General features: G+C 38.5%; 15 protein-coding genes. 7 read left to right on the forward strand and 8 right to left on the reverse strand.

Annotated features, from left to right (window positions below; genetic code table 11):
• Positions 1 to 250: 250 nt before the first annotated feature.
• The 6 genes from purT to H6G28_RS23020 all read right to left on the reverse strand — a co-directional run bounded on the left by purT (position 251) and on the right by H6G28_RS23020 (position 7,430).
• Positions 251 to 1,426, reverse strand: coding sequence for a formate-dependent phosphoribosylglycinamide formyltransferase (gene purT, locus H6G28_RS22995; RefSeq protein ID WP_190674470.1), 1,176 nt, complete (start codon positions 1,424 to 1,426; stop codon positions 251 to 253).
• A 60-nt stretch (positions 1,427 to 1,486) separates the two neighbouring features.
• Positions 1,487 to 1,975, reverse strand: coding sequence for a pentapeptide repeat-containing protein (locus tag H6G28_RS23000; RefSeq protein ID WP_190674473.1), 489 nt, complete (start codon positions 1,973 to 1,975; stop codon positions 1,487 to 1,489).
• A 309-nt stretch (positions 1,976 to 2,284) separates the two neighbouring features.
• Entirely contained in the window at positions 2,285 to 3,505 is a 1,221-nt protein-coding gene (locus H6G28_RS23005; RefSeq protein ID WP_190674476.1) for a sensor histidine kinase, read from the reverse strand.
• Positions 3,506 to 3,881: 376 nt separating this feature from the next.
• Positions 3,882 to 5,810: an ABC-F family ATP-binding cassette domain-containing protein gene (locus H6G28_RS23010; RefSeq protein WP_190594894.1), complete on the reverse strand. Its 1,929-nt coding sequence runs from the start codon at positions 5,808 to 5,810 to the stop codon at positions 3,882 to 3,884.
• A 71-nt stretch (positions 5,811 to 5,881) separates the two neighbouring features.
• A complete protein-coding gene (locus H6G28_RS23015; RefSeq protein ID WP_242048725.1) occupies positions 5,882 to 6,298 on the reverse strand; it encodes a DUF1824 family protein in 417 nt (138 codons plus the stop codon).
• A gap of 283 nt (positions 6,299 to 6,581) precedes the next feature.
• A complete protein-coding gene (locus H6G28_RS23020) occupies positions 6,582 to 7,430 on the reverse strand; it encodes a prohibitin family protein (protein ID WP_190594896.1) in 849 nt (282 codons plus the stop codon).
• Between the two features lie 140 nt (positions 7,431 to 7,570).
• Here H6G28_RS23020 and H6G28_RS23025 point away from each other — a divergent pair, with 140 nt between their 5' ends.
• Together H6G28_RS23025 and ccmS are read left to right on the forward strand one after the other, a co-directional pair.
• Positions 7,571 to 9,379: an ABC transporter ATP-binding protein gene (locus H6G28_RS23025; RefSeq protein WP_190674479.1), complete on the forward strand. Its 1,809-nt coding sequence runs from the start codon at positions 7,571 to 7,573 to the stop codon at positions 9,377 to 9,379.
• A gap of 31 nt (positions 9,380 to 9,410) precedes the next feature.
• The gene (gene ccmS, locus H6G28_RS23030; RefSeq protein ID WP_190674481.1) at positions 9,411 to 9,839 is read left to right on the forward strand and encodes a beta-carboxysome assembly chaperone CcmS; all 429 of its coding nucleotides are present in this window, start codon (positions 9,411 to 9,413) and stop codon (positions 9,837 to 9,839) included.
• A 76-nt stretch (positions 9,840 to 9,915) separates the two neighbouring features.
• Here the strand turns inward: ccmS and H6G28_RS23035 are convergent, their stop codons facing one another.
• Positions 9,916 to 11,565 carry a hypothetical protein gene (locus tag H6G28_RS23035; RefSeq protein WP_190674484.1) on the reverse strand — a complete coding sequence of 550 codons (1,650 nt, stop codon included), beginning with the start codon at positions 11,563 to 11,565 and terminating at the stop codon, positions 9,916 to 9,918.
• A gap of 370 nt (positions 11,566 to 11,935) precedes the next feature.
• Here H6G28_RS23035 and H6G28_RS23040 point away from each other — a divergent pair, with 370 nt between their 5' ends.
• Positions 11,936 to 12,577: a class I SAM-dependent methyltransferase gene (locus H6G28_RS23040; protein ID WP_190674489.1), complete on the forward strand. Its 642-nt coding sequence runs from the start codon at positions 11,936 to 11,938 to the stop codon at positions 12,575 to 12,577.
• Positions 12,578 to 12,813: 236 nt separating this feature from the next.
• Here H6G28_RS23040 and H6G28_RS23045 read toward each other — a convergent pair whose 3' ends face one another.
• The gene (locus tag H6G28_RS23045; protein ID WP_190674492.1) at positions 12,814 to 13,545 is read right to left on the reverse strand and encodes a class I SAM-dependent methyltransferase; all 732 of its coding nucleotides are present in this window, start codon (positions 13,543 to 13,545) and stop codon (positions 12,814 to 12,816) included.
• A gap of 252 nt (positions 13,546 to 13,797) precedes the next feature.
• Between H6G28_RS23045 and htpG the strand changes: the two genes are divergently transcribed.
• The 4 genes from htpG (at position 13,798) to hpsB (ending at position 22,594) form a co-directional block, all read left to right on the forward strand.
• Positions 13,798 to 15,768 carry a molecular chaperone HtpG gene (gene htpG, locus H6G28_RS23050; RefSeq protein ID WP_190674495.1) on the forward strand — a complete coding sequence of 657 codons (1,971 nt, stop codon included), beginning with the start codon at positions 13,798 to 13,800 and terminating at the stop codon, positions 15,766 to 15,768.
• Between the two features lie 193 nt (positions 15,769 to 15,961).
• Positions 15,962 to 16,198 (forward strand): 50S ribosomal protein L28, encoded by a 237-nt coding sequence (rpmB, locus tag H6G28_RS23055; protein WP_190588648.1) that lies wholly within the window; start codon positions 15,962 to 15,964, stop codon positions 16,196 to 16,198.
• Positions 16,199 to 17,098: 900 nt separating this feature from the next.
• Positions 17,099 to 21,793: a hormogonium polysaccharide biosynthesis protein HpsA gene (gene hpsA / locus H6G28_RS23060; protein ID WP_190674498.1), complete on the forward strand. Its 4,695-nt coding sequence runs from the start codon at positions 17,099 to 17,101 to the stop codon at positions 21,791 to 21,793.
• A gap of 135 nt (positions 21,794 to 21,928) precedes the next feature.
• A complete protein-coding gene (gene hpsB, locus H6G28_RS23065) occupies positions 21,929 to 22,594 on the forward strand; it encodes a hormogonium polysaccharide secretion pseudopilin HpsB (RefSeq protein ID WP_190674502.1) in 666 nt (221 codons plus the stop codon).
• The last annotated feature ends 2 nt before the right edge of the window (positions 22,595 to 22,596 follow it).

Below are 22,596 nucleotides of genomic sequence, written 5' to 3' on the forward strand. Positions count from 1 at the left end.
GAAGTGATGAGTGTTAACCAATCTACTTCATACCCAGAGTTCCCTAAAAATATTCAAAACTAACAAACAACAAAATTGAGATTATTATTGTAGAATAACTCAATAAAATTACATCTTTTGTTAACTATTTATATAATTGTGTTATACAAAATCGATATTAAGAAGCATATACTGAGAATGCCTTTGCAGGCTAATTAGAGACGTTACACTTAACGTCTCTACTTGCAGTCTGAGGGGTTTAATATGCTATTCAACTCGAAATAATTTGCACTTTACTTGCTGCTGTTGTTGCTTTTTCTCTTGCTTGCTGCACATTCTCAGCCTTAGCTAAAGCAACACCCATACGGCGATAAGGATGAGCCGAAGGTTTACCAAATAATTTTATATCGACATCTTTTTCGGCTAAAGCTTCAGCCACACCAATAAAGTTTATTGAGTCTGATTTTTCGGCAGCTAAAATTACTGCACTAGCTGAAGGGCCAAACTGTTCAATATGAGGAATGGGTAAGCCTAAAACCGCCCGCAAATGTAATTCAAATTCATTCAAATTCTGAGAAATTAATGTCACCATACCTGTATCATGGGGTCGTGGTGAAAGTTCCGAAAAAATTACTTCATCTTTAGTGATGAAAAATTCTACACCAAAAATTCCGGCTCCACCTAAAGCGTCGGTGACTTTTTTAGCTATAGCTTGAGATTGTAAGATTTTATCTTCCGATATGCCTGCGGGTTGCCAAGACTCTTGATAGTCGCCTCTTTCTTGACGATGACCAATAGGTGAACAAAAGATTGTTGGCGCATTCCATTGCTTAATTGTCAGCAATGTAATCTCAATTTCAAAGTTAATAAATTCCTCAACAATGACTTTTTGACTATCACCTCTAGAATTTGCGATCGCATAATTCCACGCCTTTTCCACCTCATCTTGATTCGCAACTACAGATTGACCTTTTCCAGAAGATGACATTACAGGTTTAACTACATTGGGAAAGCCAATTTCATCGGAGATTGCAATTAATTCTTCTAGAGTTATAGCATAACCATATTTAGCCGTTCTAATGCCTAACTCTTTGTGTGCCAATTCCCGAATTCTGTCGCGGTTCATTGTGTAGTTAGTCGCCGCCGCCGTCGGAATAACTGTAATCCCTCTTTGTTCAAATTCTAGTAACTTTTCAGTTCTAATTGCTTCAATTTCTGGTATTATCAAATCGGGCTGATGCTTTGTCACCACTGCTTCTAAATCATCAGCACTCAGCATAGAAATTACTTCCGCACAATCAGCAACCTGCATCGCTGGCGCATTTGCATAGCGGTCAACAGCAATTACATAATTACCCAACCGTTGCGCCGCAATCACAAATTCCTTACCGAGTTCACCTGAACCCAACAGCATCAGTTTTTTCGGTAACTTAATAGAATCACTCATCAATTTATCCAGAAAATTTTCAGTATCATCATCTTATAATTTTTTGGATTTTAATTATCATTATTTTAAATAAGTAAATTTAGCTCCTCGCAACTTTAAATCTTGATACTGTAACTGAGTTAAACCAATACCTTCACCCAACTGACATCCTTCTACTAAAGCCTCTGTCCAAATAGTTTCATTAAGGGTTGCGCCTGTTAAATCAGCGTTGCGTAAGTCTGCTTTAGTAAAATTAGCAAACAGGAGGTCAGCATTCACTAAACTACTATTTTGTAGATTTGCATTAGTTAAGTTACCTCTAATAAAATTTACTTCGTATAATATCAAATTAGATAAATCAGCACCAACTAAATTAGGAAACTTTAGTTGTTGAGGATTTTGTAAAAATCGCATCATACAAACTATATTAGCTTCATTTAATTTAATTTCACTTAAAAAAGTATAACGACCTATTCCTAATAATTTGAGAGTTTGTAGGCGTTGTTCAGGATTTTGTTCTAAAAATAGAATTGCACTTTTTCGTAATTCTGGAGTTGGTGAGTTCAGCATTAGAGACTATTGATACCTGATTACAGCAGATTCGATGTTTATGAGGTACAGCAACTGATTGAAAAAAGTAATGAGTCAAAATTTACCTATTACTCACTACTTATTACTCATTACTTAATACTTATGCTGTGCATCACTTACTTAAGTAAGTATAGCAATCCTAAATCATTTGTGAGATTCTCTTTATTTTCCTCTTTCTCTTTCTTTGTGTCCTTTGCGCCCTTTGCGGTTCGTTAAAAAGAATATGTTTTCACAACTCAGATAGGATTGCTATATCTATTATAAATAATATAAATAGAGTTGAATAATTTACTTTTTGATAGGTAGTATTATATCAATTGTCGTACCTTTATTAATCAGAGAAACACATTTAATCGAGCCACCATGTTGCTCTACAATAATTTGATGACAAATAGATAAACCTAAACCTGTGCCTCGCCCAACAGCTTTAGTAGTAAAGAAAGGTTTAAAAATGCTTTGGCAAATTTGTTCATTCATGCCACAACCATTATCAGTAACTGAGATAGTAACTTGATTTTCATTGGATTGAAATGTCCGAATCCAAATAGTTGCTGCCTCATCGAGATTACTATCGGGGGTTACTTCTTTTTCAATTAAAGCATCAATAGCATTATTAATTAAATTTAGAAATACTTGATTTAAAAGACGAGGATTACAATAAATTTGTGGTATTGTGCCGTAATCTTTAATGATTGAAATAGGTTTGCTATTACTTGCAAAGCGGTTAAGTCTGTGCTGTAAAATTACAAGCGTACTATCAATACCTTGATGAATATCAGCTTTTTTGTATTCCGATTCATTTAACCGCGAAAAACTAGAGAGCGATTCGACAATTTCACTAATTCTAGTTGTGCCAGACTCCATTGAGTCTAAGAGTTTTGGCAAATCAAGATGGATAAAACTTATATCACTTTTAGCAAGAGCTTTAGCAATTTTGTCATCTGGGTTAGGATACACAGCAGCATAAGTATCTAGAAGATTGAGTAAGTCATTAGTATATTGGCGCAAATATTGTAAATTACCATAAATAAAACTGATGGGGTTATTAATTTCATGGGCAACGCCAGCTACCATTTTTCCTAACGCCAACATAGTTTCGCGTTGAATTAATTGCATTTGAGATTGCTGAGTTTCTGTTAATTGAGATAGGGCTGATTCTGCATTATCTTTAGCTATGCGGTATTGTTCTTGTACTAAAAATAATCGTTGCAATGTTTGATAGTAAGTATTCACACTAAACAGCACAAATAATGAACCAAAAAAGAACACCATGCCCGTTAGCAATGGTATCCAGTCAAACAGCTTGTTAATTGTTAAGTAAATACATAATAAATAACCACCCAGAAAAAAGACCATGAGCGAAAACATAACTCGCCAATTGAGTTTATCTGATTCTGTCTTGAAAAATCTGAGAATTTTTCGCGTCTTGATAATGGATAGTCCCATTATTCCAGCACCAAGACTAATCAAGGTGACAATCAAAGACAGAATCATTGGAGAACTTAACATAGTATTCAGCCAAAATTAACGGCAACAGAACCTATACCATCGCTAAACACATAGGGAAATATTCATTTTGATTCGACTGTATCAAAGCAATTCAAGTAATATCATGTCCGTTTGATTACTTACTAAAACCTCTAAACCCCACCCCGCCAAAGCTACGCTTTGTCTCCCGTCCCTATTGAGGGGGAGAATTTGGGGGTGGGGTGTAATGATTCCAGGAATTATAAATAATTAAACGAACTTGATTTGACTGGAATGGCAGATACGCTATTAAATAGCAGAATCATAATCTAATCATAGAAATGCCCTCACCAAAGGGCAAGGGCTGACAGACTCTACCAGGATAAATCAGAAAAACTTCAAGAAAGCTTCATTAATTTTAAGATTCGATTTCGGCTAATTCTAACCAGCGTTCTGTAGCGGTATCAATTGCTTGTTTGAGATTTTCTACTTGTTCGTAAAGTTTCTGGACTTGGCTATAGTTCCCTGGCGCAACTTTATTCATAGCTGCTTCGGCTTCGGATTTTTCGGCTTCTAGTTGAGAAATTTTAGCTTCTAATTGTTCAAATTCGCGTTTCTCCCAATTGGATAACCGACGGCGTTTTTTGGTTTCGCTATCTTTAGTTTGAGTGGCTGTTTGTGCTGTGGAATTTTTGGATTTTTCTTGAGTTTTAGCTGCTTCTTGTTGTGCTGCTTCTTCGGCTTTTTTATAATCGAGATAAACTGAATAATTCCCCGGATATTGCCGGATATTTCCACCTTCTTCTAAGGCAAAGATTGTGTCTACTGTACGGTCTAAAAAGTAGCGATCGTGCGAAACTACAATTACACTACCAGAAAAGTCTTCTAAATAGTCTTCTAAGACTGCCAATGTCTGAACATCTAAATCGTTAGTAGGTTCGTCTAAGATTAAAACATTGGGCGCACTTATTAATATACGCAATAAAAATAAGCGGCGTTTTTCGCCACCAGAAAGTTTATGAATTGGTGCATACTGTTGGTTTCCGGGAAAGAGAAACCTTTCTAACATTTGGGATGCAGTAATTTTTGTGCCATCGGCAATTTGCACAAATTCGCCTTCTTCTTTGATATAGTCAATCACGCGCTGATTTTCATTCAAAGCTGTGAGCAATTCTTCGGAGTGTTGGTCAAAATAACCAATGTGAATTGTCGAACCAATCTCTACATTACCAGAATCTGGCTGTATACGTCCGGTAATCATATTCATTAAAGTAGACTTACCTGCGCCGTTACCGCCAATAATACCAATGCGGTCTTCGGGGCTGAATTCGTAAGTAAAATCTTTAATGAGAGTTCTATCGTTATAAGCTTTAGAAATATTCTGGATGTCAATAACTTTTTTGCCAATGCGACGGCTAACTGTGGAAATATCTACTTTGCCTAAACCTTGTTTAAATTCAGTTTCGCGCATAGCATGGACACGCTGAATTCTGGCTTTTTGTTTGGTACTTCTAGCTTTGGGGCCACGCTTTAACCATTCTAATTCTCGCCGCAAGACTCCTTGATGTTTGCGTTGAGTGCTGGCGGCTGATTCTTCGGCTAGGGCTTTCTTTTCGAGATAATATGAATAGTTACCTGTGTAAGTGTAAATGTCGCCTCTATCGATTTCGATGATGCGATTGGTGACTTTATCTAAGAAGTAGCGATCGTGTGTGATTAAGAATAATGCACCGCGAAAGCGATTTAAATAACTTTGTAACCATTCTACAGATAGTGCATCTAGATGGTTGGTTGGCTCATCCATCAGTAAAACATCGGGTTCTGCAAGCAAGGCTGTGGCTAAGGCTATACGTTTACGATATCCCCCTGATAATGTGGCGATGGGTGCATCAAAATCGGCAATTCCTAATTTTGTCAGAATTATTTTCGCGTTAGTTTCTAATTCCCATGCGCCTGTTGCGTCCATTCTTTGCATAACACTAGAGAGGCGCGACATTAACTGAGTATCTTCAGGGTAATGGGCGAGTTTATCTGATAGTTCTTCGTATTGGCGTACCAATATCATTTGTTCGCCACTATCAGCAAAAACTTGTTCTAAAACTGTGCGACTTTCATCTAAATCTGGTTGTTGGGGTAAGTAAATGATTTTTGCACCGGAGTTGGTGATAATTTGCCCACTATCAACTGTTTCTAGTCCGGCAATCATTTTTAATAGTGTTGATTTACCAGAACCATTAGTACCAATTAAGCCAACTTTATCATTAGCATCAATGCTAAAGTTAGCGTCTTTTAATATTTCTTTGATACCAAAATCTTTTTTAACAGATTGGAGCGTAATAATACTCATAATATAGATTTGTTATTTGCGATCGCCAGTCAGTAGGCAAGGTTCTTACCTTACCTACATTGTCCCAAATTTTAGGCAAATAAATCGAGGGGTAGATGTCCATACATTTCGTTGATTCCTCTTTCATCATAAGATTGGCAAGATACTAATACACCGCGATGATGTCCAGCGTAGGAATCAAGGTAGCACAGACCATTTTTGCCGTTTAATTTGATATAGACTGGCCCTTCGGTGGTGGGTAAATCAGTCGGGACTCCATAACCTAAAGCCCGTGAGTAAGTTTTCATCGCCAGTAGGGCTTCGGCGGCGGTGTCAGCACAAATTCCTAATATTTGATAGTCAGAAAGTTTGGTAATTAAGATTAAAGACTGACGCACCAAGGCTTTTTCGGCATTATCAAGGACTGGGGCAATATCTAAACAGTTGAATTTGTTGAGGAATTTTCGAGCATCAGCAACAGTCAGGGGGAGTTGGTTGGAGTTTGGCATAGATTTAATCATGGTTTTCGAGAATTTGCCTTTTGTGTGAGGTGAACAGAATCAATTTTAGATTGGGGATTTTGATCTTATCTTCAGCTACAAAGGGAAACAATTTGAGTGGGTAAGTTTCCTGGTATAAAGCCAAAAAATCTACAATCTGTAATCTAAAAGTGGCACTGTGAAATATATGGCAGCCCTATTGGATATCTGAACAAAAAAGACAAGGGAAGGTAGACAAGGCAGAGATGTTTGTAAATCATTGATGATTGGATATTTGGTTAATTTACCTAAATTATGGTTGATTAGGAACATTCCCCAGGTTGAAAATAAAAGGTACACTACTTTGAGATTTATCACCCATAACCAAAACTTTTGGCATTTGTGCGCCGCCTGTTTTCCATGCTTCAATTGCTTCTTTTTGCAAAACTAACTGTCCGCCTTGAGCTTTGAGTGTCTCGGCTAAAAGTCTTTGTGCTTCGGCTTTACCTTTAGCGCGATTAATTTCTGCCTGGGCTTCTTGTTCTGCTTCTCTGGCTATATAAACGGCTCTTTGGGCGCGTTGTTCGGCAATTTGTTTTTCTTCTACGGCTCTGGCAAATTCGGGCGAGAAAGTCAAGTCAACTACACTAGTATCTAGCACAATTATTCCGTATTTGTCTAAGCGATCGCCTAACGCATTATCAAAGTCTTCTTTTAGTTCACTCCGTTTAGTAATAGCCTCTTCTACTGTTCTTTTGGCTGCTGCAATTTTAAATGCTTCTTGGGTTTGGGGAGCAATGATTTTTGATACTATATTTTCTAAACTTCCTTGTTTTCTTCTCACTTCTACTACCTGTGAAGGATCAAGACGGAAGTTAATGGCGAATCGTGCCGATAAATTTTGTAAATCTTTGGTGGAACTTTCGGCTGGAACTTCAAATTTCTGCACTGTTAAATCATACACATCGATCACGGAAATCAAAGGCGGTTTCAAATGAATCCCCTCCAATAAAGCACCATCTCTAGCTTTACCCAAAATACTAATCACGCCTGCTTGCCCTGGATTGATAATGATAAAGGCATTCAGCCCAATAATCACCAGTATTCCTAACAAAATTCCTAAAGTTGTAGTTTGCCAATTGCCAAATTGTTGATTTCTCAAGGTTGTATCTCCTTTTGGATTTTCCCGCAACTCCAGTATGATTGTGAGACTTTATTTGCCTGTTAAGGCTGGCTAAATTCTACAAAAGTCAGATACTTCCTCTGCGTGTTATCATCAAATGCACACAATTTTAAACGACTGTGGCTATAGCATTTAATTCTCGTCAGATATTAAACCAGCGTAGACATTCAGTGCATCCCCTCCATCGCCTGCTTGACTACGGACACCAGTATCGTAAACAAATCTGGTTGGCAATTGGTTGTTCTGTTCTGAACAAACTGTTTGATTTAGCGCCACCGGGGTTAATTGGCGTAGCGGTGGATGTAGTAGTCAAACAGCAGGATTCTATCATTGCCCAGTTGGGTGTCAAAGATGTCTTTGGACAATTTTTAATTATTTCCCTACTCACGGTTGTCATCTGGATACTAGAGTCAGTTTTTGAGTACGCTTACGCCAAACTTTGGCGCAATTTGGCGCAAAATATTCAGCATAACCTGAGACTGGATGCTTATAACCATCTACAAGATTTGGAATTAGCTTATTTTGAAGAACGCAGTACTGGTGGTTTGATGTCCATCCTTAGTGATGATATCAACCAACTAGAGCGTTTTTTAGATGTGGGAGCTAATGACATTATCCAGGTAGCCACGACAGTAGTCATTATTGGTGGAGCTTTCTTTATCTTGGCTCCTAGTGTAGCGTGGATGGCGATGTCGCCGATGCCCTTTATTCTTTGGGGTTCCTTTGCTTTTCAACGTCTGCTTGCACCGCGTTACGCTGATGTGCGCGAAAAGGTAGGTTATTTAAATGGGCGACTAGTAAATAATTTAAGCGGGATTACTACTATTAAAAGTTTTACCGCCGAAGATTATGAAAGCTATCGTTTAGCCCAAGACAGTGAAGCTTACAAAAAAAGTAACTCGAAAGCAATTAAACTATCGGCTGCTTTTGTTCCCCTGATTCGGATGCTGATTTTAGTTGGTTTCACCGCATTACTATTATATGGTGGAATGGCTGCGGTTGCAGGACAAATGACTGTTGGCACTTACAGCGTGTTGGTGTTTTTAATTCAACGGTTGTTGTGGCCTTTAACCAGGTTAGGTGATACCTTTGACCAATATCAACGGGCGATGGCTTCAACTAACCGCGTGATGAATTTATTAGATACACCAATTGCAATTCATCCCGGAAATGTAGCCTTACCTGTGGAGAATGTGCGTGGCGAAGTACAGTTTAAAAATGTGACTTTTGCCTATAAAGATAGATTGTCGGTAATTACTGATTTATCTTTGCTGATTCCGGCTGGTAAAACCATCGCCATTGTTGGTTCAACAGGTTCCGGTAAAAGTACTTTGGTGAAGCTGTTACTGCGGTTTTATGAGGTAGAAAACGGCAGTATTACAGTAGATGGAGTTGATATTCAAGATTTAGGTTTGCGTGATTTACGCCGTTGTATTGGCTTAGTTAGCCAAGATGTGTTTCTTTTTCATGGTACGGTAGCGGAGAACATTGCTTACGGCACGTTTGATGCGACTACCGAAGAAATCATCCAAGCGGCGAAGGTGGCAGAAGCCCATGAATTTATTCAACATCTGCCCCAAGGTTATGAGACAATTGTCGGGGAACGCGGACAAAAGTTATCTGGTGGACAACGCCAAAGAATTGCGATCGCTCGTGCAGTGTTAAAAAATCCGCCAATTTTGATTTTAGATGAGGCGACATCAGCTGTAGATAATGAAACCGAAGCCGCTATCCAGCGATCGCTAGAAAAGATTACAGTAGATAGAACCACAATTGCGATCGCTCATCGTCTTTCCACAATTCGTAATGCCGACTGTATTTATGTCATGGAATATGGACAATTAGTCGAGTCGGGAACCCATGAGGAGTTGTTAGAAAAGAACGGAGTTTACGCGAGTTTGTGGCGTGTGCAGAGTGGTTTAAGATAAGTTTCGCGCAGAGGCGCAAAGGCGCAAATAAATGATGTTTGGTAGTACCCAGCCGGAAACAGGTGATAGTAAGTGGCGTAGTCAGTTAGATAGGTTTGTGAAGGCAAATCAACAAGAATTGGCGGCGTTATCTTGGGCATTATGGTTAGAAAATGGGGATAGCCAGGGTACTATCGGCATCGATTTACAGCCGACTCCGCATTTTGTTTATTGTCCCCAAGAAGCGGTAGAAAAATTAAACGAGAATGTGGAAAATCGGCTGCAAGAAATTATCGGAATTATTACCCATCATCAGCCAGAAGTGGAAGTATTGATGATAGGTATTGGCAAGGGAGAAGTTAAGTTAATTCAGTTTGCACCAGAACCAACACCGCCTGAATGTTTTGCACAAGTTGCTAAAGATGTAGATGGGTTGTTGGATTTATTAGAACAGCGAATGAGTGGTGAGATTGTTGTTTAACGCAGAGGAATGTTGAGGAAAACGCAACGTTACGCAGAGAAAGATATCAATTTTCTCTGCGTAGCTTTTTAATTTATTAGCTGTGCCAAAGTTGATAAAACTCTGGATAGTTTAGATTTTCGGCACAATGCCAGATAATTTTCAACACAGCCTCATAGCGATAAGAACTATTTTTGTAAAATTTTTGGTTCAAATAGTCTTTTAAAGATGTGAGGACTTGTGGCAAATATTCAACTTGCAGGATTTTAATCAAACTGTCAGCTATATCTAACAGATAGGATTCATAAGATAGATTGCTGGTAAGATTATTGTAGTAGTTTTGATTGTCATCAGCAGTCTGAAAGTTTTGGATGTATCCGATAAGGATAGGAATAATTTCGTTGAATTTATCTTTCACTAATATGTTGCTGGCATTTAGTTGCTCTAGATTTTGAATCGATGTCATCAATAATATTTGATGTAAATGGTTTTCTGGTGTTGTACATAATGTAAAAATTGCCTGTGGATTACCAGGATCTATTTTTGCTAAACTCTTAGCGATATACAACTTAAATGATTCATCTTGAGTATTTTGGAGTAACTGGGATAATGTACTAATTGCCAATTTATTACCAGGATCTAACTTTCCTATCAGGCAAGCTGCTTTCTTAAGACAAAATTCATCCTGAACCTTTTCTATTTTCTCTATTAGAGTCGTAATCCCGATTTTATTACCTGGGTCAATTTTTTCTAAACTCTCAACTGCGTAACATAACAAATAATAGTCTTGAGTTGAAGTAATTAGCTCAGTTAAAGTGACAAGTACAGCTTTGTTACCCAAACCTATTGATCCCAAATACTTCACGGCTATGCTTAAATATGAATGCTCTTTCGCAGTCCTAATAAGCTGAATTAGGGCATTAATTACTAGTTCATAAGTAGGATCAATTTGTGCCAGACAGATAGTTGCTTGCCATGCAATATACTGAGCATCATCTGGATATTTTGGCGATTGACCGAGATTGTTAACTAATTTGAATAGAGCGTTAATTGCAATTTGATTACTAGAGTCTGCTTCTAGGAGACTTCTAGCCATTTGCAAACATTCTATGTCAGACTGAGCATTTTGAAGTTGTTCGGATAAAGTTGCGATCGCAGTTTCATCTAATACTGATATTTGCCTAAAAGTTTGACTAATCTGGCAAAATGTAGGTTCAGGTTCATCCTCAGCAATTGGCATTAACGCCAAAGCTGCGATCGCACTTTTATTACCTGGATCGAGTTTTCCTAACTTCTCAGCCGCGAGTCTCATAATTGTGCGACTTTCAGTTGTGTGAACCAAATGAACAAAAGCCGCAACTACTTTTTTTCTATCGGTTAATTCCAGGGTTTTTCTCGCCCTCTCAACCAAAGGTTGGGGTAATATCTGCCAGTCTCGCTTATCTTGTCGAAAATAGCCATAACTCCATTTGAGCAGTTGTTCGACAATAGCATCAGCCAAACTGCATTCGGGAAACTTAGCTATTGCCTCAGCCGCCATAAAATAGGCGCGATAGCGATAAAAACCGCCGCAACCGTCGTCAAAATCTATTAAAGCCTGGATAAAATCTTCTTTTTGCTGCTTATCGACATCCTCTCGACTGAACCAGTGGAGAATATCAGCTTTCCACTCCGGTTCAAAGATGCGGTAAGAAACTTGATTTAGATTAGTGCGATCGCTCTTAAAGAAATACTGCCAATCATACATCGCCTCCTACCCACTTCAATATGTGGGACGAAAGGTCATCAAATGAAACTTATCCTACAAGTTAGCTGGCTGTCAAGTTCGTAAAAGATACTACGCTTATCATTGTCTTAGCATTAGTGACAAGGTACTATCCGCATTAGTCGATGAATTGTTGGATTTGTGGGAACAACAGATGAGCGAAAATTTTGGTAATTTATCTCAATCTCGATTCAGAAAGCTCAAATTCTGGACTTGTTATTTTTGCCTTTTGTAAAATCCCTATTAAATCAAAAGCTGAGAGGAATTTTACTCATAAACTGTTACTTAAAGTGATTTTGTGGGAAAACTTGAATCATATACTCCGTAAACCTAGGTGAAATAGGTAATTTTTATGCAGCTAATTACATCATTTGATTTGAAAAAGTCAGAGTATTTATCAAAAGACAGATTCATCAGCTATCATCATCAGTTACGATTAATATTTTCCCTTGGTAATAAAGTTAACCATATTTTAGAAATAGGAATTTACAATTCATTATTAACCGAAGTACTCAAGCGTAATGGTTATGAAGTAACTACAGCAGATATCGACCCTCATCTAAACCCAGATATAACTTTAGACTTAGCAGCAGATTTTTCATTACCAGAAGATAAATTCGATGCTATTGTACTGTTTCAGGTTTTAGAACACTTACCTTATGAACAGTCAGAAAAAGCTTTACGAAAACTTGCTCAAGCTACTAATAAATACTTAGTGATTTCACTCCCACAGAACACTCTATATATGTCAATGCAAGTAAGGGTTTCCGACGTTCCCCGGTCAAGGTATTTATCATTACAAATCCCCAAATTCTGGAGTACAAAACCTATATCTGATAAACATTATTGGGAAGTTGGACTAAAAGGCTATCCTAAAAAAAGAATTTTAACCTCAATTATCAATGCAGGCTTAACTATCAAAAAAGAATTTATCGACCCCGTTAATCCCTACCATTACTTTTTAGTTTTAGAAAAAACTATTAGTAAAAATTAGCATTATTTAAAAACAAAAGGAAATATATAGGACTAATATTTGATTTCTGAAATGTACGTAGGATGTGTTATCGGCGAGAATACGGCATCTACCGCAAAGTTTTCGGTGCGTTACGGCTTACGCCTAACACACCCTACACATGCTGAGATTTTTTCAGAAATCAAATCGGATTCCTATAGATAAGTTAAAACCTCTCTTTTCCGAGAGAGGTTTTGAAATATCGTGAACAACTAAATTTAATTTTCCACTTTTTTAAAAATGCCCACCCATCCATCTTTATTCCCTAACCAGCCAAACGAAATTAGGCATAGCAGCGCACTGATAAACTCAATAACTTGATAAATTTTGGTAGTCCAATTTCTGATGTATTTTCCTCTAACAAAAGTAAATCTATAAGGCTGTCGGCGAAACCTCAAATCTTTGAAGCCAAGTTTATTTCGGGAATAGTATTGAACCTGAGTTGCAGTTTTCCCAAAAACCATCCAAATCCCCGTAGGAGAGTATGGTTTAACATGATCAAAGTCATCATAAAAATATTTCGTTAATAAAGGTGTAGCAATAATTAAGTATCCTCCCATTTTTAATTTATCTAAATAGGAATCCATAAACTCTTTTAATTCTTCTGGAGAGAAATGTTCAATAATATGAGACATCAAAATTATATCGAATTGTTCTTCTGTCTTAGAAAAATCTTCTACTGTAATGCAATTTAAGCCTCGCTTTTGATTAGATTCAATAATTTGAGCATTAACATCTACACCTAAAGTTTGATAACCTGCTGTCGTCAGTTCTGTGAGTTTTTTACCAAGTCCACAGCCAACATCTAATATTTTGCATTTTGACCGTTCTTGTTGAGCGTACTTCTCTAAAAAACTAAGTATAATTGCCAGATCATAGTCATATAAAGTAACAGCATAATAAATTTTTTTAAGCTGTTCAAATAACTTACCAATTCCAGAATTATTCATATTTAACTTTCCAGTAAAGCGCAGTAAATAAATAGATAAGTCTCAACAATTTAGTTCTGCTTAGTGAATGCAGTAACATTGAGTTTTGTAAACTGAATTTATCCGACTGTATATTACATAAATATTGATAATTTACTAATGAGTAGGGTAATCCGAATCTATGATGTCTAGATATTACTGGCCGATTATAAGTGACTGTGTGTCCAGTAGCCGTTACAATCCTCACTGAGACATTGTTATTCATTACAAACCATGCTTGAACAAGGAACTATCAGTATACATACTGAAAATATTTTCCCGATTATCAAGAAGTCCCTTTACTCAGATCATCAAATTTTCCTGCGGGAATTAGTCTCCAATGCCGTAGACGCGATTCAAAAACTGAAAATGGTATCTCGCGCCGGAGAATACAATGGTGATGTAGACGAACCAGAAATTCTAATTGCTATTGACAAAGATAAAAAGACTCTTTCCATTACCGATAATGGTATTGGGATGACCGCCGAGGAAGTCAAAAAATATATTAACCAAGTTGCTTTTTCCAGTGCGGAAGAATTTATCCACAAATATGAAGGAAAAGCAGACCAACCAATTATCGGTCATTTTGGGTTAGGTTTTTACTCTTCGTTTATGGTGGCGCAAAAGGTAGAAATTGATACCTTATCTTATAAAGAAGGTTCACAAGCAGTTCACTGGATTTGCGATGGTTCACCAGAATTTACCTTAGATGACTCTTCCCGCACTACTCGCGGTACTACCATCACCCTCACATTAATGTCAGATGAGGAAGAGTATTTAGAAGCGGCACGCATTAATAATCTTGTCAAGACTTATTGTGATTTCATGCCAGTACCCATAAAACTGGATGGTGAAGTATTAAATAGACAAAAAGCGCCTTGGCGAGATTCTCCCAGCAGTTTAACCAAAGAAGATTATTTAGAGTTTTATCGCTATCTTTATCCTTTCCAAGAAGAACCGTTGCTGTGGGTGCATCTGAATACAGATTATCCGTTTATTATCAACGGTATTTTGTATTTCCCTAAAATGCGCCCAGATGTGGATGTGACAAAAGGGCAAATCAAGTTATTCTGCAATCAAGTTTTCGTCAGCGACAACTGTGACGAAATCATTCCGCAATTCTTAATGCCGATGCGGGGTGTCATTGATAGCACCGATATTCCGTTGAACGTTTCCCGCAGTGCGCTACAAGGCGATCGCACCGTCCGCAAAATCGGCGATTACATAGCCAAAAAAGTAGGCGATCGCCTCAAAGAACTGTACCGTGATGACCGTGAGCAGTACATTAATGCTTGGAAGGATCTCGGCACTTTCGTCAAGTTTGGCACTCTCAACGACGAAAAATTCAAAAAACAAGTCGAAGATATTATCATCTTCCGCAGCACTGCCAAATTTGACCAAACAGCCACTGAAACTCCCGCAGTTGAAGTACAGTCTCAAGAAGGTGACGTTTGGCAAGATGTCAGCCCTGCCAAATCTAGCACCTCTCCCTACACCACCATCAAAGAATACTTAGAACGCAACAAAGAACGCCACGAAAACCGCGTTTTCTACAGTACCGATGAAGCCAGCCAAGCCACATACATAGAATTACACAAAAATCAAGGCTTGGAAGTTCTATTTATGGACTCCTTCATTGATACTCACTTCATTAACTTCTTGGAACGAGAATATAATGATGTCAAATTTTCCCGTGTAGACTCCGACTTAGATAATACACTGCTAGAACAAGACAAATCTGGCGAAATCGTTGACCCCAAAACCAATAAAACCAAGAGTGAAGTCATCAAAGAACTCTTTGAAAAAGCTCTCAACAAACCTAAAGTTAACATTCGCACCGAAGCTTTAAAATCTGAAGATCCTCAAGGCACACCCCCAGCAATGGTACTCTTACCAGAAATTCTTCGCCGCTTGCGAGAAATGAACGCTATGATGCAGCAGCAAAACGCAGAATTTCCTGAAGACCATATCTTACTGGTCAACACTGCCCATCCCCTAATTCAAAATTTGGCAAATCTCAACCAAGGTAGCATCATTCAAGATGGTGCAGAGTCCCCGACAGGTCAGCTAGTCAATATGATTTGTCAACACGTTTATGATTTAGCACTGATGTCTCAAAAAGGATTTGACGCAGAAGGAATGAAATCTTTTGTCGAGCGTTCTAACGATGTACTCACCAAACTAACAGAACAAGTCAGTAAATAGTGCTGTTAGCACCAGGCTGACACAGAAAAGTTGCCTGTTGAGATGGGTGTAAGGGTTTTGAACACCTACACCCCCCACACTCCCCACTCATGCGTGAGAAATTCGGGTTTAATCAAGTAGTCCTACTACTCACTCTCCCGATTCTGTTTCCGAAGCCCTAAAATAGAAAGGTTGTATTAAAATCCAAATTCCTATGTCTCGTCGCTGTCAACTAACTGGCAAAAAAGCCAATAACGCTTTTGCAATTTCTCACTCCCATCGCCGTACAAAGCGTCTTCAACAAGTCAACCTCCAAACCAAGCGCGTTTGGTGGCCAGGCGGAAATCGTTGGGTCAAACTGAAAATATCTACCAAAGCTATCAAAACCTTAGAAATCAAAGGTTTAGAAGCAATGGCTAAAGAAGCTGGTATTAACCTGAACCATTACTAAATTATCAAGCAAAGCAAATTCAACGAGATGGTATTTGTGTACAAGAAGTACATAAATACCTAGTTTGAAATTATCAAAATAGAATTCAGGAGTCAGTCGCCAGAATTCAGAACTGAATCCTGTGCGAGTGTTGGCTGAATAAAAGGTTTAAAACTCCCACAAAATTCTTAATTTGCTGCTTCTCACTGTTGTTGGTGCTTCGCCACATACTTTTGTTCTGGCTTCTGAATTCTTCTGCAATTTTGGTAATTACAAGGATAAGCGAGATATTCGTTGAAATTACTGCCACACAATGTATCAATAGCCAAAAAAATCCTAATTATTGATGCTATTAACCTCCCTGTAAATGGGAGGTTTTTAATTAATTAGGACTTACGCATAAAAACGAAAAATCAAGAGTTTTGACGATGGTATAAGGGTGTAGGAGTGTATGTATCTACAACCATTACACCCAACACCCTTTCACCCCTGTACCCAATCTCCACAGACAATCTTTGTGCGTACGTCCTGTAACTCATACTTTTTATCTTCAATTGATATTTTTTCTTCTCCAGTTGGGTAGCCTAAGTTTATCTTGTCAAACATACCTTCATAAAGTTGTCAGCAAATGCAGTACACATCTTTAAAGTTAAGATGAAGCCTACGTATTTTATCCCAGATCAGCAACAAATTCATTGAGGTGGAAAAATCAGTATTTTCCAGAAAATATAAAAAGTTTAGCAATGGTATAACTTAAAAATCATTGTCTGGTGTTTTACTGTGTTGAGATATTAACTCAACAGGTTAAGCAAGAATTAGCATCAATAAAAAAATTATTTAACCTGAAGAATCACTCAACAGGTAAATTTCACAATTGCCCAAAAATCAACTAGCATCAAACCACTTGACAGGAAAGCAGCTATGTCTTTAAAACGCCAGCTAGTCAAGACTATCAAAATCATCTCCAAAACACTTAGTAAGTACTCTTTATTCACGTTAAAAAAGCAGATTAATTGGCTGCTACGGACTTTATTTCTCAGTAGGAGACGACGAGACTCTGTAAATGCTGGTTTTGTATTGCCAACAGTGGCGATGGTTGCGCTGGTAGTTGTTTTATTGACTACCGCCATTTTATTTAGGTCTTTTGAAAGAGCTAAAAATGCTAGTAACGTGCGAGTGAATGAAGTTGTGCTACAAGCTGCAACTCCCGCCTTGGAGCGTGCTAAAGCAAAACTTAATGCACTATTCACTGACCCTACATTACCAAGAGCAGTACCATCTGATGCAACCCTTTATAAAACCTTAGTGACTAAACTAAGTAACTACACATTAGGTGACGAAACTTCAGTAACATTAGGATATGACATAGATGGAGATAAAACTATCGAAGCTCCCACTGATGGAGCCTTAGAATCTAAGGAAGTACTAGAAACAGCCTGGAAATTCCCTGTAGATACTGATAATGATGGTAAATTTGATAGTTTTACTCTCTATGGTGTTTACTTTCGTAACCCCGCTTACGTTGGTAGTGATCCTGAGCGGAAACGTAGTCCTCTTGAGGCCAGAACTGCTCCAGTATTAGGGAAAGTGTGTGATGCTAGTGGCAGTACCAGTGCAAGTTTAGTTGGTAGTTCTAGTTGGTATAAAGTCATCACTGGAGAATTGAAAAAGAGCTTTTTTATCTACGCCGCTACAGTTCCTATCACGGATGATATGAGTACCTTTGATAGTGAGACTAAGAAACAATTTAAACATTACAAAGGTAACTTGGGCTTTTCAGCCATAGAATTGCAACAAGATCGCAAACAACTACCACTGACCAACAATGCCGTAGTTTATGAAGATGATTTAGAGATTACACCAGGCCCTGCTTTAAATTTGAATGGACGGATTTTTACTAATAGTAATTTCTTTAACAGACAAGCTACAGGTAGTGGTACTGGCTCAATTAAATTCTATCAAGTCAGCAGTACAGAGTCTTGCTACTACGATCGCGAAAATGGCAAAATAATTATTGGTGGTAACGTAGCGACAAATACTGCCATAGCTGAGAACTACGATAAAATCGACAGTAGCACCGTAGATTTATTCAAGGAAAATTCTACTCCTACCAATACAAAGCTAACAGTAGAAACAAATCAATCTACTAATAACTTACCCAACGAAGTTGCCTACAACAGCCAAGCTTACGCAGAACGCATTGATTTCTTGGTCAAAGCTCAATTCAGTCGGGATAAAGGTAATGATCCGCAGGTAGTCAAGGATAACATCTATAATCGCATAACCAAAGACCCTGGCTTAGACACAGATAAAGTCAGAAAAGAAGAATTAGAAGTCTACTTCCGTCAGCGTACTAGGCGTGTACCATTCAAGGAAGTTCCTTTAGGTACATCTGGACTCACTAAAACTGGTACTACTTTATATACATCTAGTGAAGTTCTACAAGGTGATAATGATTCGCTACGTCCGCTAGATGCTTGGGTATACCCCACAGATACAAACACTCAGTTAACCATAGATAAATCCCAGTTACCAGCCACTGATCCAGAAACCGTTGACCAGAATCCTGTTACAGAAGTACTAATAGGCGATCGCATTCTTGTCGGTAACAACCTACCTGAATTGCGATGGAATAGCACTCGCCAGGAATTTGTTGGTGAAGATGTTACAGAAGAAATTTCTGGAGAAAAATGGAAACAAAAAGATGGTAAAACCGATAGCGACAAAACACGCACCCGTACAACCCGCGTCAGACAGTTAGCAGACCTTGGTGTTACAGGACGGGACGGCTATTGGGAAACATCAGCTGCTAGTATTCGTGCTGATGCAGTAGATGTAGTTGGTGGTTTGCGAATAATTACAGGTGCAGGAGTATACAGCCCAGCAGGTTCTAATTTACCAGCACCGCCCACAGCTACTGATAATCCTAATACAACGGAAAAAGAAAACAACGCACCAGTTGTATGGCCTGATACCATGCCAATGGTAGTACCAGATCCTAGTGACCCCACCAATCCTAGCAAACAAACTCGTGGTCATTTGGTCATGCGTGCTACGGCAGTTTATCACTACAATAAAGACCCTTACGATCCAAAAACTGGTGATAACTATCAAAAGCCAATTGCTTGCGTTAGTAGCTACTACAACCCTACAAATTTAACCACTGCAACAACTGATGGTTATGACCCTAATGACGCAACTAAGATAGACAAATCTAATAATGGCTTTAGTTATGAGGTTTCTAAGACATCATCTGCCGATATTACCAGAGGGCTAACTACAGATGCCAATGGGTTATTTAGCACTTCTGCTACTGCTGCTGATGTAGCTAAAAAAACTGTTGGTTTGGCAGAACGCTTGAAGTATCAAGCTAACTTGGTATTCCCTAATGGACAATTTGTTAATCCCCTCTTGCGTCAGGCTTTGAAAAAAGCAACATCTAAACCCCTCAGCCTGTCAGAGCAAGCAGCCATTGATTCTACCATTTGTGCCTTAGAAATTGCTGATGGTACTCTTACGCGGAATGCAACTTTAGTTCCTAATGATGCGATTAAAGAAACAGCCTTTCTTGACGCTAGGCAAATCAAAAGCATAGATAAACTGACACCAGCAACGGGACAATATGACCTGGAAATGGAACAACGTCAGCCTTTAGAAATTCGTGCCACTAAAATTGATCTAGATATACTTCGTAAGCAAGCAATTACTGATACCTGGTCTGATGAATACCTGTTGCCTAATAGTGGCGTTATTTATGCTACCCGTGATGATGCTAAAGCCGATAGCAGCGATTCAAGTGCTAACGTCAGTGCCACCGACTATAAACTTGATCCCAACCGCCGCCCCAACGCCATTATGTTGGTTAATGGCGCAGATTTAAGTCGAAAAACAGATTACAGAGCAGAAGAAAAAGGCTTAATTCTCACTACAGATTTACCAGTTTATATTCAGGGTGAGTTTAATAAACACGAACACGAAGAATTTACTGACTATACCCTGAGTTCTAGCGATTACTGGAGTAATTTTTATAAACGTAAATCAACGAATACCAACTTCGCTTGCCGTCCTAACGATCCGAGATTACCTAAATGTGATAAAGGTGAAAAATGGCGACCTGCTTCTGTTTTAGCTGACGCTGTTACTTTATTGTCAAGCAACTTTAAGGAAGGGTATCGCAGCGATGGTGACTTTGATTTGAGAAACAACCGCACCGATACTAGTGATGCAGCCACAGTCAAAAACAATCGTCTGAAAAGTGGTTTTTGGGACAACAACTTTGTTACTTCCCGCAATTTCACAGATACTCTTTATTCAAGTAGTAATACTGCTGCTGGTGCTAACAGTTCCTACTTCAATAATTTCGTCACTCCTATTCAGCGCCGTGTTAACTTTCCAGAGTACGTCATGGAGATGTGTTTTAAGTTAGATGTTGCTGAATGTAGTGCAACTGATTGGTATATCGGTTTAGATGCAGATACAACTAAAAAATCTAGTGATGTAGTCGGTCAAGATGTTGGAAAACTAATAGCTGGAACAACCGCAAAAGCAGCAAAAATAATCGACCAGGGAAAATCAACAGAAAAAGATTATACAAAATTTCCTCGTCGAGTTGCATTCAAACGAGATTCGAGTGGTAGGTTACTTGATGTAGATAACAACATAATCAATCCAACAGCAATTACTAAACCTCCTGTCGCTTTAGGAATTGTATCAGGTAAAGTTGATGCTTCAGGATCTGTACCTAACGCAACAGATAATGCTCTCTGGTTTACAACTGTAGAGAAAAATCAGAATGCCAACCCGCCACTATTAACGAGAAAGTACTACAACAAAGAAACTCGCCTATTCTACAGATTCGCAACTGGTGCTACATCAACTGATCAACCGATTTTAGAGCCAATTTTGCAAATCAACGTACCTAAAGCCACCCCTTCAGACGAAAAAGACTACGGCAAAATAACTGACTTAGGTACAGAAAGTGAGCGTGTCAAGAATACTAAGTGGTTGCCTAAAGCTACAGAAACTACATTTAACTTGGTAATTGCTGCTGGTGATACCCCAATTCGTGTTGGCAACACTACTAATCCTTACTATGAAATTAATGGAGGCTTACATAACTTTCCTCGCTTTTTAGAGAACTGGGATGATGTTAAAGCTAATATTCTTGGTTCATTTATCCAGTTTAAACGTAGTATTTACGCTACGGCTCCTTTCCAAGTATTTGTAAGGCCATCTCCAAGCGGCAACGCTGTTGCCAACAGTTTATTTTCAGAACGTCAGAATAGCTACTATCACTCAGACAGTGCGGGTATAGGACTAGCACCTTATTACATGCCACCTTTACGTAACTGGGGTTTTGATGTAGGACTCTTATCACAAACTCCAGACTTGTTTGCCCAACGCTTTGTAATTCCCACCACTGACCCACCAGATGAATACTATCGAGAAGTGTCACGGGATGATCCTTGGGTGCAAGCTCTGTTATGTGCAGTTCAGGACACAACGACAAAAGACGGATTCGGTACTGGATTTGAGATACAAATAGAATCCAGTAAGAAAAAGAGTACTAAATATGCTCTACCAAAAAATCAACGTCCTAGCCAGTGTCAAAATTAAACCCGATTAAAAAGAATCGGTAGCAATTACTCTCCCAGCTTATTTGTAATAAATACACTGGGAGAGGACAAATTAAATAACTCAAAAGCAAATTTAATCATGAGTTGAAGTCAAAAATTAGCTGAATTGGTAACTATGAAATCACATCAATTACTACGATTATTTACTTATTCAGACGAGTCTGGTTTTACCATTATTGAATCACTAGTAGCTCTACTTGTAGCCGCAATTTTGTTAACTGCCATTGCACCAGTATTAGTTATGTCTACAGCGACTCGCCTACAAAGCAGACGTGTAGAACTAGCAACTCAAGCTGCAAAAACATACATAGATGGTGTTCAAGCTAGAACCATAGATCCTCCAGCAGAGACAAATACAACACCATCTGGTGTTCCCACAGCAGGAAGCCTTACCTGTGATGCAAATAAATACTGTATTGTACCTGCAACACCAGCCAACAATTTATTTTGTATAGATGGCAATACTGATGGCAAATGTACGAGTGATAACAGCCGGGATTTTGTAATTCAAGCATTTCGTTATAACAAAGCAACAACCGATGCAACAGCAGGATATCAACTAGAAATAAGGGTTTACAGAGCAGATGGCTTTCGAGATAGTAGTGAATTAAAGAGAAATGCTCCTAAAGACCCAAAAGATACTCCACAAAAAGTTACACAAAAGACATTTGCTGAAGGATTAGGCGATCGCAAAGCACCATTACTAGAAATAACCACTGATATTGTTACAGGCCAACCTTCATACAACAATTTATGTCTTCGCATGGGTGGTTGTAGTTAAAA

Origin of the sequence: Nostoc sp. FACHB-190 (assembly GCF_014696905.1) — a bacterium.
GTDB lineage: Bacteria > Cyanobacteriota > Cyanobacteriia > Cyanobacteriales > Nostocaceae > Nostoc_B.

Coding starts and splice junctions, on each gene's coding strand:
- purT (WP_190674470.1), bottom strand. CDS start 1,426: ATGAGTGATTCTATTAAGTTACCGAAAAAACTGATGCTGTTGGGTTCA.
- H6G28_RS23000 (WP_190674473.1), bottom strand. CDS start 1,975: ATGCTGAACTCACCAACTCCAGAATTACGAAAAAGTGCAATTCTATTT.
- H6G28_RS23005 (WP_190674476.1), bottom strand. CDS start 3,505: ATGTTAAGTTCTCCAATGATTCTGTCTTTGATTGTCACCTTGATTAGT.
- H6G28_RS23010 (WP_190594894.1), bottom strand. CDS start 5,810: ATGAGTATTATTACGCTCCAATCTGTTAAAAAAGATTTTGGTATCAAA.
- H6G28_RS23015 (WP_242048725.1), bottom strand. CDS start 6,298: ATGCCAAACTCCAACCAACTCCCCCTGACTGTTGCTGATGCTCGAAAA.
- ccmS (WP_190674481.1), top strand. CDS start 9,411: ATGATGTTTGGTAGTACCCAGCCGGAAACAGGTGATAGTAAGTGGCGT.
- H6G28_RS23035 (WP_190674484.1), bottom strand. CDS start 11,565: ATGTATGATTGGCAGTATTTCTTTAAGAGCGATCGCACTAATCTAAAT.
- H6G28_RS23040 (WP_190674489.1), top strand. CDS start 11,936: ATGCAGCTAATTACATCATTTGATTTGAAAAAGTCAGAGTATTTATCA.
- H6G28_RS23045 (WP_190674492.1), bottom strand. CDS start 13,545: ATGAATAATTCTGGAATTGGTAAGTTATTTGAACAGCTTAAAAAAATT.
- htpG (WP_190674495.1), top strand. CDS start 13,798: ATGCTTGAACAAGGAACTATCAGTATACATACTGAAAATATTTTCCCG.
- rpmB (WP_190588648.1), top strand. CDS start 15,962: ATGTCTCGTCGCTGTCAACTAACTGGCAAAAAAGCCAATAACGCTTTT.
- hpsA (WP_190674498.1), top strand. CDS start 17,099: ATGTCTTTAAAACGCCAGCTAGTCAAGACTATCAAAATCATCTCCAAA.
- hpsB (WP_190674502.1), top strand. CDS start 21,929: ATGAAATCACATCAATTACTACGATTATTTACTTATTCAGACGAGTCT.